The organism is Corynebacterium sp. UD i78 (genome assembly GCF_056280545.1).
Genome location: NZ_JBWCED010000001.1, coordinates 327,841 through 339,422 on the forward strand (window position 1 = coordinate 327,841; position 11,582 = coordinate 339,422).

The 11,582-nt window shown below is 65.9% G+C and carries 22 protein-coding genes and 1 pseudogene; all 23 read left to right on the forward strand.

The annotated features are described in order from the left end of the window. Positions 1–478: 478 nt before the first annotated feature. The 23 genes and pseudogenes from ACZ9GM_RS01570 (at position 479) to ACZ9GM_RS01680 (ending at position 11,077) form a co-directional block, all read left to right on the forward strand. Positions 479–787 carry a hypothetical protein gene (locus ACZ9GM_RS01570; protein ID WP_476037098.1) on the forward strand — a complete coding sequence of 103 codons (309 nt, stop codon included), beginning with the start codon at positions 479–481 and terminating at the stop codon, positions 785–787. Next, positions 784–1,185 (forward strand): hypothetical protein, encoded by a 402-nt coding sequence (locus ACZ9GM_RS01575; protein ID WP_476037099.1) that lies wholly within the window; start codon positions 784–786, stop codon positions 1,183–1,185. Before ACZ9GM_RS01570 ends, ACZ9GM_RS01575 begins: the two co-directional genes overlap by 4 nt. Further along, complete coding sequence (locus ACZ9GM_RS01580; RefSeq protein WP_476037100.1) at positions 1,182–1,481, forward strand: hypothetical protein; 300 nt, start codon at positions 1,182–1,184, stop codon at positions 1,479–1,481. Before ACZ9GM_RS01575 ends, ACZ9GM_RS01580 begins: the two co-directional genes overlap by 4 nt. After that, positions 1,478–2,023, forward strand: coding sequence for a hypothetical protein (locus tag ACZ9GM_RS01585; RefSeq protein ID WP_476037101.1), 546 nt, complete (start codon positions 1,478–1,480; stop codon positions 2,021–2,023). The genes ACZ9GM_RS01580 and ACZ9GM_RS01585 overlap by 4 nt, the downstream gene beginning before the upstream one ends. Continuing rightward, a complete protein-coding gene (locus ACZ9GM_RS01590) occupies positions 2,016–2,273 on the forward strand; it encodes a hypothetical protein (protein ID WP_476037102.1) in 258 nt (85 codons plus the stop codon). The genes ACZ9GM_RS01585 and ACZ9GM_RS01590 overlap by 8 nt, the downstream gene beginning before the upstream one ends. Next, complete coding sequence (locus tag ACZ9GM_RS01595; protein ID WP_476037103.1) at positions 2,270–3,286, forward strand: DEAD/DEAH box helicase family protein; 1,017 nt, start codon at positions 2,270–2,272, stop codon at positions 3,284–3,286. Before ACZ9GM_RS01590 ends, ACZ9GM_RS01595 begins: the two co-directional genes overlap by 4 nt. Continuing rightward, the gene (locus ACZ9GM_RS01600; protein ID WP_476037104.1) at positions 3,270–3,638 is read left to right on the forward strand and encodes a hypothetical protein; all 369 of its coding nucleotides are present in this window, start codon (positions 3,270–3,272) and stop codon (positions 3,636–3,638) included. Before ACZ9GM_RS01595 ends, ACZ9GM_RS01600 begins: the two co-directional genes overlap by 17 nt. Positions 3,639–3,706: 68 nt before the next feature. Further along, a complete protein-coding gene (locus ACZ9GM_RS01605) occupies positions 3,707–3,946 on the forward strand; it encodes an HNH endonuclease (RefSeq protein WP_476038302.1) in 240 nt (79 codons plus the stop codon). A gap of 23 nt (positions 3,947–3,969) precedes the next feature. Then, positions 3,970–4,155 (forward strand): annotated as a pseudogene (locus tag ACZ9GM_RS01610) (helix-turn-helix domain-containing protein); the annotation flags it as partial. A gap of 177 nt (positions 4,156–4,332) precedes the next feature. Next, positions 4,333–4,713 (forward strand): hypothetical protein, encoded by a 381-nt coding sequence (locus ACZ9GM_RS01615; RefSeq protein WP_476038377.1) that lies wholly within the window; start codon positions 4,333–4,335, stop codon positions 4,711–4,713. Further along, a complete protein-coding gene (locus ACZ9GM_RS01620; RefSeq protein ID WP_476037105.1) occupies positions 4,710–5,231 on the forward strand; it encodes a hypothetical protein in 522 nt (173 codons plus the stop codon). The genes ACZ9GM_RS01615 and ACZ9GM_RS01620 overlap by 4 nt, the downstream gene beginning before the upstream one ends. A 2-nt stretch (positions 5,232–5,233) precedes the next feature. Next, positions 5,234–5,707 (forward strand): single-stranded DNA-binding protein, encoded by a 474-nt coding sequence (locus tag ACZ9GM_RS01625; RefSeq protein ID WP_476037106.1) that lies wholly within the window; start codon positions 5,234–5,236, stop codon positions 5,705–5,707. Between the two features lie 105 nt (positions 5,708–5,812). Further along, positions 5,813–6,181 carry a RusA family crossover junction endodeoxyribonuclease gene (locus tag ACZ9GM_RS01630; RefSeq protein WP_476037107.1) on the forward strand — a complete coding sequence of 123 codons (369 nt, stop codon included), beginning with the start codon at positions 5,813–5,815 and terminating at the stop codon, positions 6,179–6,181. Between the two features lie 140 nt (positions 6,182–6,321). Next, the gene (locus ACZ9GM_RS01635) at positions 6,322–6,507 is read left to right on the forward strand and encodes a hypothetical protein (protein ID WP_476037108.1); all 186 of its coding nucleotides are present in this window, start codon (positions 6,322–6,324) and stop codon (positions 6,505–6,507) included. A gap of 312 nt (positions 6,508–6,819) precedes the next feature. Then, positions 6,820–7,155 carry a hypothetical protein gene (locus ACZ9GM_RS01640; RefSeq protein ID WP_476037109.1) on the forward strand — a complete coding sequence of 112 codons (336 nt, stop codon included), beginning with the start codon at positions 6,820–6,822 and terminating at the stop codon, positions 7,153–7,155. Further along, entirely contained in the window at positions 7,152–7,448 is a 297-nt protein-coding gene (locus ACZ9GM_RS01645; RefSeq protein ID WP_476037110.1) for a hypothetical protein, read from the forward strand. Before ACZ9GM_RS01640 ends, ACZ9GM_RS01645 begins: the two co-directional genes overlap by 4 nt. Positions 7,449–7,450: 2 nt before the next feature. Next, entirely contained in the window at positions 7,451–7,795 is a 345-nt protein-coding gene (locus ACZ9GM_RS01650; RefSeq protein WP_476037111.1) for a hypothetical protein, read from the forward strand. Further along, the gene (locus ACZ9GM_RS01655) at positions 7,792–7,962 is read left to right on the forward strand and encodes a hypothetical protein (protein ID WP_476037112.1); all 171 of its coding nucleotides are present in this window, start codon (positions 7,792–7,794) and stop codon (positions 7,960–7,962) included. The genes ACZ9GM_RS01650 and ACZ9GM_RS01655 overlap by 4 nt, the downstream gene beginning before the upstream one ends. Next, positions 7,955–8,719 carry a hypothetical protein gene (locus ACZ9GM_RS01660; RefSeq protein ID WP_476037113.1) on the forward strand — a complete coding sequence of 255 codons (765 nt, stop codon included), beginning with the start codon at positions 7,955–7,957 and terminating at the stop codon, positions 8,717–8,719. Before ACZ9GM_RS01655 ends, ACZ9GM_RS01660 begins: the two co-directional genes overlap by 8 nt. Before the next feature lie 58 nt (positions 8,720–8,777). Next, positions 8,778–9,101 (forward strand): hypothetical protein, encoded by a 324-nt coding sequence (locus ACZ9GM_RS01665; protein ID WP_476037114.1) that lies wholly within the window; start codon positions 8,778–8,780, stop codon positions 9,099–9,101. Further along, positions 9,098–9,622, forward strand: coding sequence for a hypothetical protein (locus ACZ9GM_RS01670; protein WP_476037115.1), 525 nt, complete (start codon positions 9,098–9,100; stop codon positions 9,620–9,622). Before ACZ9GM_RS01665 ends, ACZ9GM_RS01670 begins: the two co-directional genes overlap by 4 nt. After that, positions 9,619–10,206, forward strand: coding sequence for a hypothetical protein (locus tag ACZ9GM_RS01675; protein ID WP_476037116.1), 588 nt, complete (start codon positions 9,619–9,621; stop codon positions 10,204–10,206). Before ACZ9GM_RS01670 ends, ACZ9GM_RS01675 begins: the two co-directional genes overlap by 4 nt. A 418-nt stretch (positions 10,207–10,624) precedes the next feature. Continuing rightward, positions 10,625–11,077: a hypothetical protein gene (locus ACZ9GM_RS01680; RefSeq protein ID WP_476037117.1), complete on the forward strand. Its 453-nt coding sequence runs from the start codon at positions 10,625–10,627 to the stop codon at positions 11,075–11,077. Positions 11,078–11,582: the final 505 nt, after the last annotated feature.

The following is an 11,582-nucleotide window of genomic DNA, read 5'->3' on the forward strand; positions in this document are numbered from 1 at the left end:
AGCAGGTCATTCAACCACCGGCATCCCCGCCCGGCCATAGGAGCCGACGCCGCCCAAGGTTCTAGTTCTGTCACGGGTGGCGCGGGACGGTTCGACACCGTCGCCGGGCACTGGGCGTCATTGCGGAATGCGCCCCGCGGCACCAGATGTGCCGCACGGGCGGTGGGGCATCCCCCGCACCCACCACCCCACTCACTCATGACGATGCCCCGGAGCCGACCAAGACCACCGGGGCACCTGACCTACCCACGAAAGGAGTGGTCATGACCACGACCCTACCGCCCATGCTCACGGTGCCGGAAGCCTCGACGCTTCTCCGCACCCCAGTGTCCACGATCCACTACCAGATCAAGCACGGAGCATTCCCTCACCCGTGCACCGATCGTCCGCGCCGGGTGCAGACCCGCGCTGTCCTGGCACACACGGGCCTCACCGCTGATGAGGCCCTGGACATTCTGACGGCTGGGGAGGTGGCGGCATGATCCCGCTGTCTGACGAGGAGCAGTACCTCAAGTCCCGTCTCGATCATCCGGCTGGCCGTCACCGGTACCGGGGCCCGCACCAGGACGATCACCGCGTGGGGCATGCCCGCGCTGAGCGTGACGCCGCGCCGGGCGACACCGGCCTGTTCGACGCCCTGGGCCTCTCCCTCTGCCTCATCGGCCTGTTTTTCCTCGTCGCTGTTGCCGCGGTCCTCGGGTGGCATGCGGCCGGCACTGTCGGCGCTGTCATCGGCGCTGCCGCCACTGTCCTCTTCATCCACTTCTTCATCAGGAGCCTGTCATGAGCATCATCATCGCTACTACCGCGGCTGAGGCCGCTGCTGTCGTCCGGGAGCTGGACGGCCAGTCCGTCACTGTGACGACCACCCTGGACGTGTCGTGGGCCGGGCTGGCCACGGACACCACCGCCGCCACCGCGGTGGGGGACACCCCGACTGTCGAGGACGATTCACCGCAGGTCGAGGACATCGACGACACACCACGCGCACCCCGCCGCCTCAAGTCCTGGAACCAGGAGGAGGACCAGGTGAAGATCTGGATCCGCAAGGGCATGTCGGTGGCTGAGGTCGCGGAGTCGCTGGGCCGGACCCCGTCGTCGGTGCGGAACAAGTTGCTCGTCCTCGAGCGTGAGCGTGCGGCCTGTGGTCTCGACCCGATCCGTCCGAAGAAGGTGACCGCGTGACCACCGACCCGCACGTCATCGCCGCGCAGATTATCGGCCGCGGCTACTACCACGGTGCGGTCCTGAAGTCTGTCGCCGGCCGCAACTCGCACGACCTTGCCGCGTCCGCCGGGTGCCGAAACGCGGGGGAGCGGTTCCTGCGTGCCGCTCGCGAAGCGGCGAAGGACATGGACCAGCGCGAACTGTGGTCCCACATCGACTACGCCGCGAGTCATGGCAATGCGGCGTCCACGAAGAAGCAGGTGACGGCCCTCATGGCTGACATCACCAACCACCGGAAGGAGCAGGCACGATGAACGACATCGCGACCAACCAGCAGAAGGCCACCGAGTACATCGCCCTTAAGGCGTACGAGGCTGCGCTGAAGGCAGAGCTCGCCGCCCGGAAGCTCGACCTGGAGCAGTCCATCCCTCCGGGTGACAGTGTCACCGGGCGGGACGCGAACGGGAAGCCGATGGGCGCGGCGAAGCACACCGAACCTTCCGTGAAGGCTCGTGTGCAGGACAAGGACGCGCTCGTCGCGGCGGTGCCGGATCAGGTGTCACCGACGATCAGTCCGGACGATGCGGCGGAGATCATCCCGATCCTGCTGGAGCACGCCCCGCACCTCGTCCACGACGCCCTGCCCGCCTACGCGGTCGGTGTGCTGTTGAAGCGTGCGGAGGCGGGGGAGGAGATCCCGGGTGTCGTAGTGGAGCGGAAGGCCGGCTACATCTCGGTGCCTTCCTCGAAGCCGTACAAGGAACTGAAGGCCTACGTCGCCGGTCAGATCAGCGGTGTCCTGGAGCTCGCCGGCGTGCAGACCCGGGCACTGGAAGCCGGTGACGACGATGAGTGAGGCGAGTAATCATCTGCGGCAGGTCATGGGCTTCTTCTGGCCTGGCGACGAGGGGGCGCACACGCCGGGCGGGTTCATCGAGGCTCTGATCCGTGCGGTGTGCAAGGCAGATGACGGCAACAAGGACCGCCTGTACGCCGCGTTCCCCGCGGTCGTGTGGGGTGTGAAGGCGTGCCAGGAACTCCCGAAGGATGTGGCCCGTGGGCTGATTCTCGCGGAGATCGACGGCGAAGAGAAGGGACCGCTGTGAACGAGTATCAGACACGCCGGCCTACCGGTCAGGCATCGTGGCCGATCGTGATCCTCGCCGGGGTGGAGGGGTCGGGTAAGACCTGGTCCGCCGTCGAAGCATCCGGCATGGACCTGATCGACCGGGCGTTCTTCCTCGAGGTGGGGGAGCGTATGGCCGATGAGTATGGGGCGGTGCCTGGTGCTGACTTCGAGATCGTGGAGCATGACGGTACGTGGGGGAACATCCTCGGTGCCGTGCGGTGGGCCGCGTCCCAGACCCCCGCGGATGGGAAGGCGCACCTGCTGATCATCGATTCGGTGACGGAGGTGTGGACGCTGCTGTCGGATATCGCGCAGCATGTGGCGAACACCCGGGCGCGGAACAAGGGTCGCGGCAACGGTGGCGACGCGCAGATCACGATGGACCTGTGGAACCAGGCGAAGGACGCTCTCGCGGACTTCCTCGCCGCGTGCCGTGCCTTCCCCGGCCCGGTGATCCTCACGGCCCGCCTCGACAACGTCACCGTGGTCGAGGGTGGCAAGCCGACCGGTGAGCATGTGTGGAAGATCCGGGGTGAGAAGAATCTGCCGTATCAGGCGACGGTGATTTTGCAGGCCCGGTCGCCGCGTGACTGGCTGCTGACGAAGATCGCTTCCACGAAGATGCAGTTGCCGCCGAATGGTGAGGAGAAGATCGGGCCGGCGTTCACGGTAGAGGGCCTGTTCGAGCGGATGGGTGTCACTGCCGGCGCCGCGGCTTCCACCTATGTGCGTCCGTCGCCTGATGGGACGCCACACATGTCGCAGGCGCAACGCCAGGCGCAGGCCCGTGAAGCTTCCGCGATGCGGGAGAAGATTGCCGCACTGCGGGACCTAGACGAGATGCCTACTCTCGCTCCGGCCGCTGACCGGCTGGGGCTCGGTGATGAACTCCGCGCCCGGTGGCGTGAGGTGAAGCACGCGCAGGAGGCCGCCGCTGACGGGATCGAGACCGTGGACCCGGAGGTGGTGACCGATGGTGCCGCCGACTGAGCCGCTGAACCCGGTAGAGGTGGAGCGTCGCATTGCGGAGCTCGCGAACCTCATCGCCGAGGGCGTGCAGCAGGTCACGAATCACCTTCGTGCGTACCTGGAGGCGAAGCGGGAGCATGAGCGGTCCTACGCCCGTGCCCTGCTCGACGCTACGGGGTCGGTGGAGGTGCGGAAGCAGACCGCGATCCTGGCGACGACTGAGGAGCAGGATGCTCTGGACGTGGCTGAGGTCGCGTACGGGCATGTGAACCGGCGGGTGAAGGCGTTCGAGAAGGAGCTGGACGCGATTCGCAGTATCGGCGCTTCAGTGAGGTCGATGTACGCGGTCGCTGGCCGTGGGGTGGGCGCATGACGCCGAAGCGTATGCCGCCGGCGGTGGCTTCCGCGGTCCTCGACCGGGCGGACGGGTGGTGTGAGGCGATGATCCCCACCGTCTGCACCGGGGCACCTGAGCACCTGCATCATCGTCAGCTTAGGAGTCAGGGCGGGGAGCACACCGCCGACAATCTCGTCGGGATCTGCTCGTCCTGCCATGACTGGATTCATGCTCACCCGCGGTGGGCGTACCGGGCTGAATTACTGGTCCACGGGTGGGAGGAGCCGCGCTTCCCGCCGGCGTTCTACCGCGGCCGCATGACACAACGAGAGGAGGAAACGTGAGCTGGAAAGTGTCGGCGTGGGTGATGGAGTACGCGCCGGTGAAGTCACCAGCGGAACAGGCGATCCTGTACGCCCTCGCGGACCGAGCCCACGATGATGGCACGTGTGCGTGGCCGTCACAGTCCTGGATCGCGAAGATGACGATGATGTCCGACCGGACTGTCCGCCGTCATCTTGCGGCCCTGGAGGAGCGCGGGGTGATCGTACGGGGAGACCAGAGAGTGGTCCAGCACATCCCGAAAGCGACCCGCCCGGTGGTCTGGAATCTGGCGATCTGGCTCCGCCGCACACCCCCGGACAAAATGACCGGCCCGGACACTGGTGTCCGCACACCCCCGGACAACGGTGACCGGACCCCCCGGACACCCGTGTCCGACAAACCACCCTTGAACCATCCCTATGAACCACCCACTACCTCCCTAGGGGACACGCGCCCGGACGAGCCGCCGAAGCGGGCGACCGCGCACCGCCTCCCGGACGGGTGGTCCCCAGATCCCGACACGGTCGCGGACCTCACCGAGAAGTGCCCCACCGTCGATCAGGCGTGGGAGCTCGAGAAGTTCCGGGACTACTTCCTGGCCGCCCCGGACCGCACCGGACGGAAACTCGACTGGACCGCGACCTACCGCAACTGGATCCGCCGCGCCGCCGAACGACCTGCCCCCCGCGGGGCGTCACGGCCGGCACCTAAGCGGTCGGGCTGGGACTGGGAAGACACCACTGGCGTCATCGACGCTGAGGTCATCACACATCTGGAGATCGAATGAACCCGCAGTCATGGCGCGATGTCGCCAAACTCGTGCTGGAGAAAGGCAAGACCCTCGCCCCTGACCGGTTCCCCGCCCCGAACCCGGCTGTCGCGGACTCGTGGGCGGAGGTGTTCGAGAAGATCGGCCTGCCGTGGCAGATCTGGCCCGAAGCGGTCACCTGGTGGTCGATGAACGTCGATGACGATCGGATGGTCACCCCGAAGGCGTTGAAGGAAGCGGGTTGGGTGATCCGTGACCGGTGGGAGGCGGGCCGGGAACCGGCGAAGTTGGAGCTTCTGGAGGCGTCGCGGAAGCGTCGGCTGGAGGCGAACTACCGGGAACTGCTCGGCAATGACGGTGGGGCGCTTGAGGCGTTCCATGATCCGACTGCAGCGTTGGGGTCGGGGGAGCGGTCGGGGGAGACGACGCAGTCGTGGCAGGACATGCGGGCGGAACTGATCGCCCGGAACAAGGCTCGGCGTGAGGCTGAGCGTCAACAAAAAGCACCGGCCTACGTGCCGGAGGAAGGAGCCTAACCATGGCTCAGATCAGCATCATCGGAACGCTCGGCAAGGATCCCGAGCTCGAGCACGGACAGAACGGCGGGAAGGCCTACACGCGCCTGTCACTGGCCTGGTCGGAGTCCGCGAAGGACCAGGGCGGTCACTGGGTGGATGGCCCGACCCTGTGGCTGCAGGTCACCGCGTTCGGGCGTGTGGCGGAGAACGTCGTCCGGTCGCTGCACAAGGGTGACCGGGTGGTGGTCACGGGCAGGGTCAAACCGGAGACGTGGACGAACCGGCAGTCGGGGGAGCAGTCCACGGTGCTGACGGTGGTGGCGGACACTGTGGCCCCGGAGCTGACGTTCGCCAGTGTGCAGGTGGCAAAGAATCCGAAGGGCGGTCAGCAGTCGGGTGGTTGGTCTGGTGGGGGAGCGCAGCAGGGTGGCGGGTGGAACAACCAGCAGCCGCAGCAGGGCGGTTTCGACGGCGCCGAGGAGCCGCCTTTCTAGTCGTCGAACCCCCGCACCCTCACCGCGTCCCTCACCAATCACCCCCACGCGCCGTCCACGGCCCTCCTGGGGGCCGAACCGGCCCAACCAGGAAGGAACCCTGACATGACCACCTTCCACGTCGCTGGAATCCCCGCCCCGCAGGGCAGCAAGACCGGCTACATCCGCGGCACCAAGGTCGTCCTCGTGGAGTCCAGCAAGAAGGTCAAGCCGTGGCGTGCCGCCGTCGCACAAGCCGCCACACAGGCGTACCTCCACGCCGAACCGATCGACGGGCCTGTCGCCGTGGAGATCGACTTCCACCTGCCCCGCCCGAAGAGCCTCCCGAAGCGGGTGATCTGGATGGTGAAAAAGCCCGACCTCGACAAACTCATCCGCTCCACCCTCGATGCCCTCTCCGGCATCGCCTACATCGACGACAACCGCGTCACCCACATCACCGCCACCAAGGACTACGCCCGCGTCCCCGGATGACGCCGGCGCCACCATCACCATCACCGAAAGGACCGAACCGTGAAGATCATCAAGATGCTCGCCCTCATCCTCCTCGCCAGTGCGCTCAGCACCATCGCAGAGGACCTGATCAAAGCAGCCATCAACCCGAAGAAGGAAGCATGACCCCACCATTCCCCGACACCCGGTTCATCGACTGCCCCGTCCGCAGCGTCTCGTGGGACAAGGATGAGGTCCCCGAAGGGTACGTCGATGTGACTGTCCGCCTGCCTGAGACGGGCCTCGGCTGGTCTGGCGGCATCGTCGCGGACCTGGACCTGCGGTACGACCCCGCGGTGACCGCATGAGCGTCTGCCATTGCCGGATCTGTGACGGCACCGATTACACCTGCGCCACCTGCCCCGGCGGGACGCTGATGGACATCACCGACGATGGTCCCGTGTGCCCCCAGTGTGGGGGAGAGGAGACCGACCGATGATCCGCACGCAGCCTGTCCGCCGACCAGGTCCGCGCCGCACGCAAAGCACTGGAGGAAGCATGAACTGCCCAGACGGCAATTACGAGCACCGATGGATTCACCTCGGAGAAGGCGACGGATTCAGTGCCTATGAGTGCGGGCGCTGCGGCGCGGAACTACACGACCACGGAAAAGAGGAAGCATGAGTACCGAAAAGAAACTCCGGGACTGTGCACGCGCCGTAGTTAGCGCGGCACGGCTCCACGACGACGCTGTACTGCCCTCCGATTTCCCAGACCTCACCGACCCGGAGTTTGAGCGACTGTGCGAAACCGTGGCGTCCTACCCGATCCTCGCTTTGCCGGTGCCAGATCGTGACAGGTGCCTCTGGCCCCTGCACGGATACGCCTACGGCCACGTTCAGCGCCGGGGTGACCGGATCATCATCAGCCGTGGCGACAAGCCCATGCACCTCACCAAGGGTGAAGCGCTGGAACTCGCATCAATTCTCACCGCCGCCGCAACGGAGGAAGCATGAACAAGCACCGGGAGCACGACCCGAAACTGGCCGCTGAGCTCGCCGCCGACGCGCTACGGGAACCTGACCAAGGTGAGCACTGGTGGGCCGCGTGGGTATCCCCCTACGACCCGGACGCGATCTGGGAACTCTTCCAGAAACTCACCTGCCCCGTCACCTGCGTCGGTCACGTAAACAGCACGGGGTGGCACCAGGAATGCCAGAAGCGGGCACAGAACGCCATGCGCGCCCTCGACATAGAACCGCCCGACATCGACCCCACCCCCGCCCGAGACGAAGACCGGGAGTACTGACTATGACCATCACACCAGACCAGGCCGACCGGCTGAAGAAGAACGCAACCTCCGGACCGTGGACCGCATACCGTGAATACCCCGAATACTTCATGCAGGTCTACTCCGACAAAGACAAATCAGGCATCACCGACAACGGCGTCGTAGAGGACGCCGACGCGGCCCTCATCGCCGCCGCCCCGGACCTTGCGCAGACCATCGCCGGGATGGAATGGGAATGGGGTGTTCTCCGCCCTTGGGGTGAGACCTCCTGGTTCCAAAAAGAAGAGCACGCCAGGGAATGGCAGAAAGAACTCGGAACCCCGCTTGTCCGCCGACTGGTCGGACCCGTGGAGGAGGCGGAATGAGCGTCCTCGCTCTGGTTCTCTCTCTCGCCTCCATGCTGACCACCGTCTGCCTCGTCGTCGTGATCGACCGGCAGCAGCGAACCATCGACCGTCTCGACGCTGACGTGGAGGACCTATGGGGCACCGCAAACACCCTCGACCTAGACCAGGAGACCCCGAATGACTGACATCACCGACCAGGACCGACGCGACGCCCGACAGTGGGCGGAAGGTTTCCTGTCTGAACCCGGCGTGCGAGGATCCCGCGCCACCACCGCCGCCCGCGTGATCCTCGCCACCGTGGACGCCCCGGCCCCCACCCTCGAGGAGGGGATCAGAGAATGGGTGGAGAAGCGCTACTCGGGCGTCATCGGCACCGGGAAGTATGAACTGATCGCCCTCGCTGACCGCGCCGCCCAGGTGGAGCACGACCTCGCGGAAGCCCACGCCGAGGTGGAACGACTCACCGACGTTAACGAGAACCTACGCCGCACTGACAACTACCGGGAGTTCCGCGAACAGTTCCTCACCGTGCAGAAAGGTGCAGAAAGCAACGCAGAAAGCAACGCAGAAAGACACAACCCCGCCGACGTGAAGCCGGGGGAAGTATGGATTGTGGATGTCGGAGAGCGCGAAGCCGTGGCAACCCGCGACGGATCAAGCGACCAGTATCCGTGGTCGGCGGCATTCTTTGACGGCGAGATTGAATACTTTGACGACGAGTCAATTACCCTCATTACCCGCCTGGTGCCCGCGCCGCGTGTCATCACCGACGCGGACGAACTCGACACGCTGGCGGAACAGGCCATCGTTAGGGACCACACCGACGGAGAGGCCTTACAGAAGATCAACGGAAAGTGGATCGCAGCCCGGCCGCAGCGAGATGACGGATTCAGCTCATGGAGCATCACCCCCGTCACGGTCCTGTGGGAGCCGGAAGCATGACCCACCACAACCGCCAAGCCCCGCCACAGTGCGGGGCTTCACTCATGAAGGAGGGGAAATGATCGAGTACGAGCAGATGGATCAGACCATGCTCGCCATGATGGAGATCTACCGGCGACAAGTCACTGAACTGAAGGAGAGCCTGTATCACTCCGAGGAAGCACGGCAGCGCGCCGAGGCTGACTACGAACCCGAGCGGAAGCGTGCCGACGAGCTCCGCGACCGGCTGAACGAATCCAAGGCCCGGGAGCAGGGCTTGCGGGCAACCATCACCGAGAAGGACGCCAAGATCGTCAAGCTCGAAGGCGTCATCGAGTCGTTGAAGATCGAGCTCCAGAACGCCCGGGCAGCGACCACCGCAGCGAAGGAGGGGGAGCAGTGAGACGGATTGTGCCCCGTGGCTGGCTGGAGTGGGTGTGGGCGGTGTGCATCGCCCTGAACGTGGGCGTGGGTGTGGGCGCGGTGACTGTGGGGGAGTGGTGGCGGGCCGTGGACGCGGTCACCATCAGCATCCTGTTCGCCCTCCTCGTCCGCTTCCGCCGCCTGGCTAAGTACTGGGAGGCTGAGGCAACCGTCCCACCGGGCCTACACATCGCCGGCACCCTCCCCGACGGCCGCACCATCCGCGGCAACCTCACCACCGGATGGAGCATCAGCGTCGGAACGAAAGACCTCGACAACCGATTCATCCAGAGCATCGGCACCAGCCTCAAGAAGTACGACGCGCAGTGGCGTATCCGGAAGAAGGAAGGCGCCTGGAACGTCTACCGCCGCCGACCGGTCGGGGCCGTGCGCTCCACCGGCGGGAACCTGCCCGCAACAGAGATAGGCCGGTGGCGACTCGACACCCGGTACCCCACCTTCACCGCCGCACTCCGCCACACCGAAAGGAACCGCCCGTGACCACTGAACCCGAAGCCCGCGCCTTCCTCACCGACCTGACCCGCCTCGCCCAGGCACTCGATGACGCTGTACTCGACTCCGGACTGCCGGCCGCCTCCGGTGAGAACGCCGGCATCGCCCGCAGCCTCCCGAAGTCCAAGAGCCCGTGCTCCGACAGTCTGGGGGACATGCGCCGCGACGCGTTGGCCTACGTCCAGCAGTGGGCCGGGAACCTGAGCAGTGACCTGGCGATCCGGCAGCCCGACACCGAGCACACCGGCCCCACCCTCACCCCCTGGGTCCGCTGGCTCCACCGCCACCGCGTGGACCTCATCGCCCGCCCCTGGTGGCCCGACGCCGAAGACGAACTCCGCGAACGCGTTCACCGGCCCCTTGCCGACCAGTTCACACCACCAGACCCAGCAGAACAGGCCAAAGCACTCGACGGCCTCGTCACCGTCGAAGTCCTCCGCGAACGCGGCTACAAGGCCGGCACCATCCGGCAGTGGCGCAACCGCGGCGTCCTCGAGGAACAGGGAACCCAGATGCTCAGCACCGGGGAGACCATCACCCTGTACCGCTTCACCCGCCCTCCACGGTCGTAGCACTACCGCTTGTAACGCACCTGTGATAGGCTTACGCCCGAGCGATACGCGACCCCGGGCGTCCTCCCCACAACGGAGAAACGCACCGGGGTTTTGCTATGCGCTCACCCGGTCGTGGGTCCGGGTAAGGCGACGTTGGTGGGCCCTCCGTCGCCGGTCATGGTGGTACACCCCCGGCAGTGTCGAGCCACGCTCCACTGCCGGGGGACGCCAGCCCATGGATCGTGATCCGGTGATCACCGCAGCAGCCCCACCCGGGCACCCTTCCCTCCTGCCGAGGCCCCCAACGCTGCGCAGCCCCGTTCAACCCGGGGACGATTCACCACGCTCTCGAACACTCGGGGGCACCCTGTCCGGCCCACCGCCTACTGTCACCACCGTCGGGGAAACAACTCCCCGTAGAACAGGCAGGAGCCACATGAGCAAAAGGATCTACTACCCGAGGTTCAAGCACGACACTGCAGTGCTGGCAGAACGAACGTCGGAAGGGACGCTCATAGTCGAGGCGCTGGACACGCACCCAATGATGAAGGGCTTCGACACGATCGAGGACTTCCTCTCCGAGTACTACACCCCAGAGTCCGGTGTCGAATACCAGGACCGGCACAGTGGTCAGTACGAGGCCGACCCCAATCAGCTTCTCGACGCCGGTACGCACACGGCAACGATCATTCGAGACAAGGACAGTCTCTACGCCTTCTGGAGCGAGCATCAAGACGCCATCATGTTCGAGCCGGAGTTCGGCGGCGTATTCGTCAAAGGCGACCTTCCCTTCCTGTGGGTCGGGACGGTGAAGCCCGGGGAAGATCTCATGCGCGAAGAGGACGAGGTGTACTGCTTCCCCTACTTCGCTCTGACGCCCACCGATTAGGCGCCGTCCAGCCCCTCCATCCACTTCGGGCGTGAGGGCTTCGTTATGGCGCAGCAGTCCCTCACCGGCATGGCGCTCGGTGCCGTCCCTGATGAGCGGGACACCCCAGACGAAGACTGACCCCCCAGCCTGAACAATGGGGGAGGGGGTCAAGCGAACACACCCCCCACTACACAGAAGCCCCCCACCAACGGAGGGGGAGGGGCGACGCAAGAGGACCGCGCAACACACACTGGCGCGAGCACCAGGACACCGACACAGGAAGGGGGTGCACACCATGGACCACGCCCCGTCGCCCGCCACACCCCGGGAGCAGGTCATCCTCCAAGTCCTCTTCACCACCAGCGCCAGAGGGGAAGCCCACAGCGGAAGACGTTCGAGCGTTTCACAGCATTGGCATTGACATCCTCGACTGGACGCATGGCCTGGCCACCCACCCCGCCACCGCCCGCAGTCGCCGCGACTTCAAAGCCGACACCGCACTCCACGCCCTCACCCGGTGGGC

Coding starts and splice junctions, on each gene's coding strand:
- ACZ9GM_RS01660 (WP_476037113.1), top strand. CDS start 7,955: ATGACTGACATCACCGACCAGGACCGACGCGACGCCCGACAGTGGGCG.
- ACZ9GM_RS01640 (WP_476037109.1), top strand. CDS start 6,820: ATGAGTACCGAAAAGAAACTCCGGGACTGTGCACGCGCCGTAGTTAGC.
- ACZ9GM_RS01570 (WP_476037098.1), top strand. CDS start 479: ATGATCCCGCTGTCTGACGAGGAGCAGTACCTCAAGTCCCGTCTCGAT.
- ACZ9GM_RS01575 (WP_476037099.1), top strand. CDS start 784: ATGAGCATCATCATCGCTACTACCGCGGCTGAGGCCGCTGCTGTCGTC.
- ACZ9GM_RS01585 (WP_476037101.1), top strand. CDS start 1,478: ATGAACGACATCGCGACCAACCAGCAGAAGGCCACCGAGTACATCGCC.
- ACZ9GM_RS01600 (WP_476037104.1), top strand. CDS start 3,270: ATGGTGCCGCCGACTGAGCCGCTGAACCCGGTAGAGGTGGAGCGTCGC.
- ACZ9GM_RS01620 (WP_476037105.1), top strand. CDS start 4,710: ATGAACCCGCAGTCATGGCGCGATGTCGCCAAACTCGTGCTGGAGAAA.
- ACZ9GM_RS01590 (WP_476037102.1), top strand. CDS start 2,016: ATGAGTGAGGCGAGTAATCATCTGCGGCAGGTCATGGGCTTCTTCTGG.
- ACZ9GM_RS01635 (WP_476037108.1), top strand. CDS start 6,322: ATGACCCCACCATTCCCCGACACCCGGTTCATCGACTGCCCCGTCCGC.
- ACZ9GM_RS01605 (WP_476038302.1), top strand. CDS start 3,707: ATGATCCCCACCGTCTGCACCGGGGCACCTGAGCACCTGCATCATCGT.
- ACZ9GM_RS01680 (WP_476037117.1), top strand. CDS start 10,625: ATGAGCAAAAGGATCTACTACCCGAGGTTCAAGCACGACACTGCAGTG.
- ACZ9GM_RS01665 (WP_476037114.1), top strand. CDS start 8,778: ATGATCGAGTACGAGCAGATGGATCAGACCATGCTCGCCATGATGGAG.
- ACZ9GM_RS01655 (WP_476037112.1), top strand. CDS start 7,792: ATGAGCGTCCTCGCTCTGGTTCTCTCTCTCGCCTCCATGCTGACCACC.
- ACZ9GM_RS01645 (WP_476037110.1), top strand. CDS start 7,152: ATGAACAAGCACCGGGAGCACGACCCGAAACTGGCCGCTGAGCTCGCC.
- ACZ9GM_RS01650 (WP_476037111.1), top strand. CDS start 7,451: ATGACCATCACACCAGACCAGGCCGACCGGCTGAAGAAGAACGCAACC.
- ACZ9GM_RS01630 (WP_476037107.1), top strand. CDS start 5,813: ATGACCACCTTCCACGTCGCTGGAATCCCCGCCCCGCAGGGCAGCAAG.
- ACZ9GM_RS01625 (WP_476037106.1), top strand. CDS start 5,234: ATGGCTCAGATCAGCATCATCGGAACGCTCGGCAAGGATCCCGAGCTC.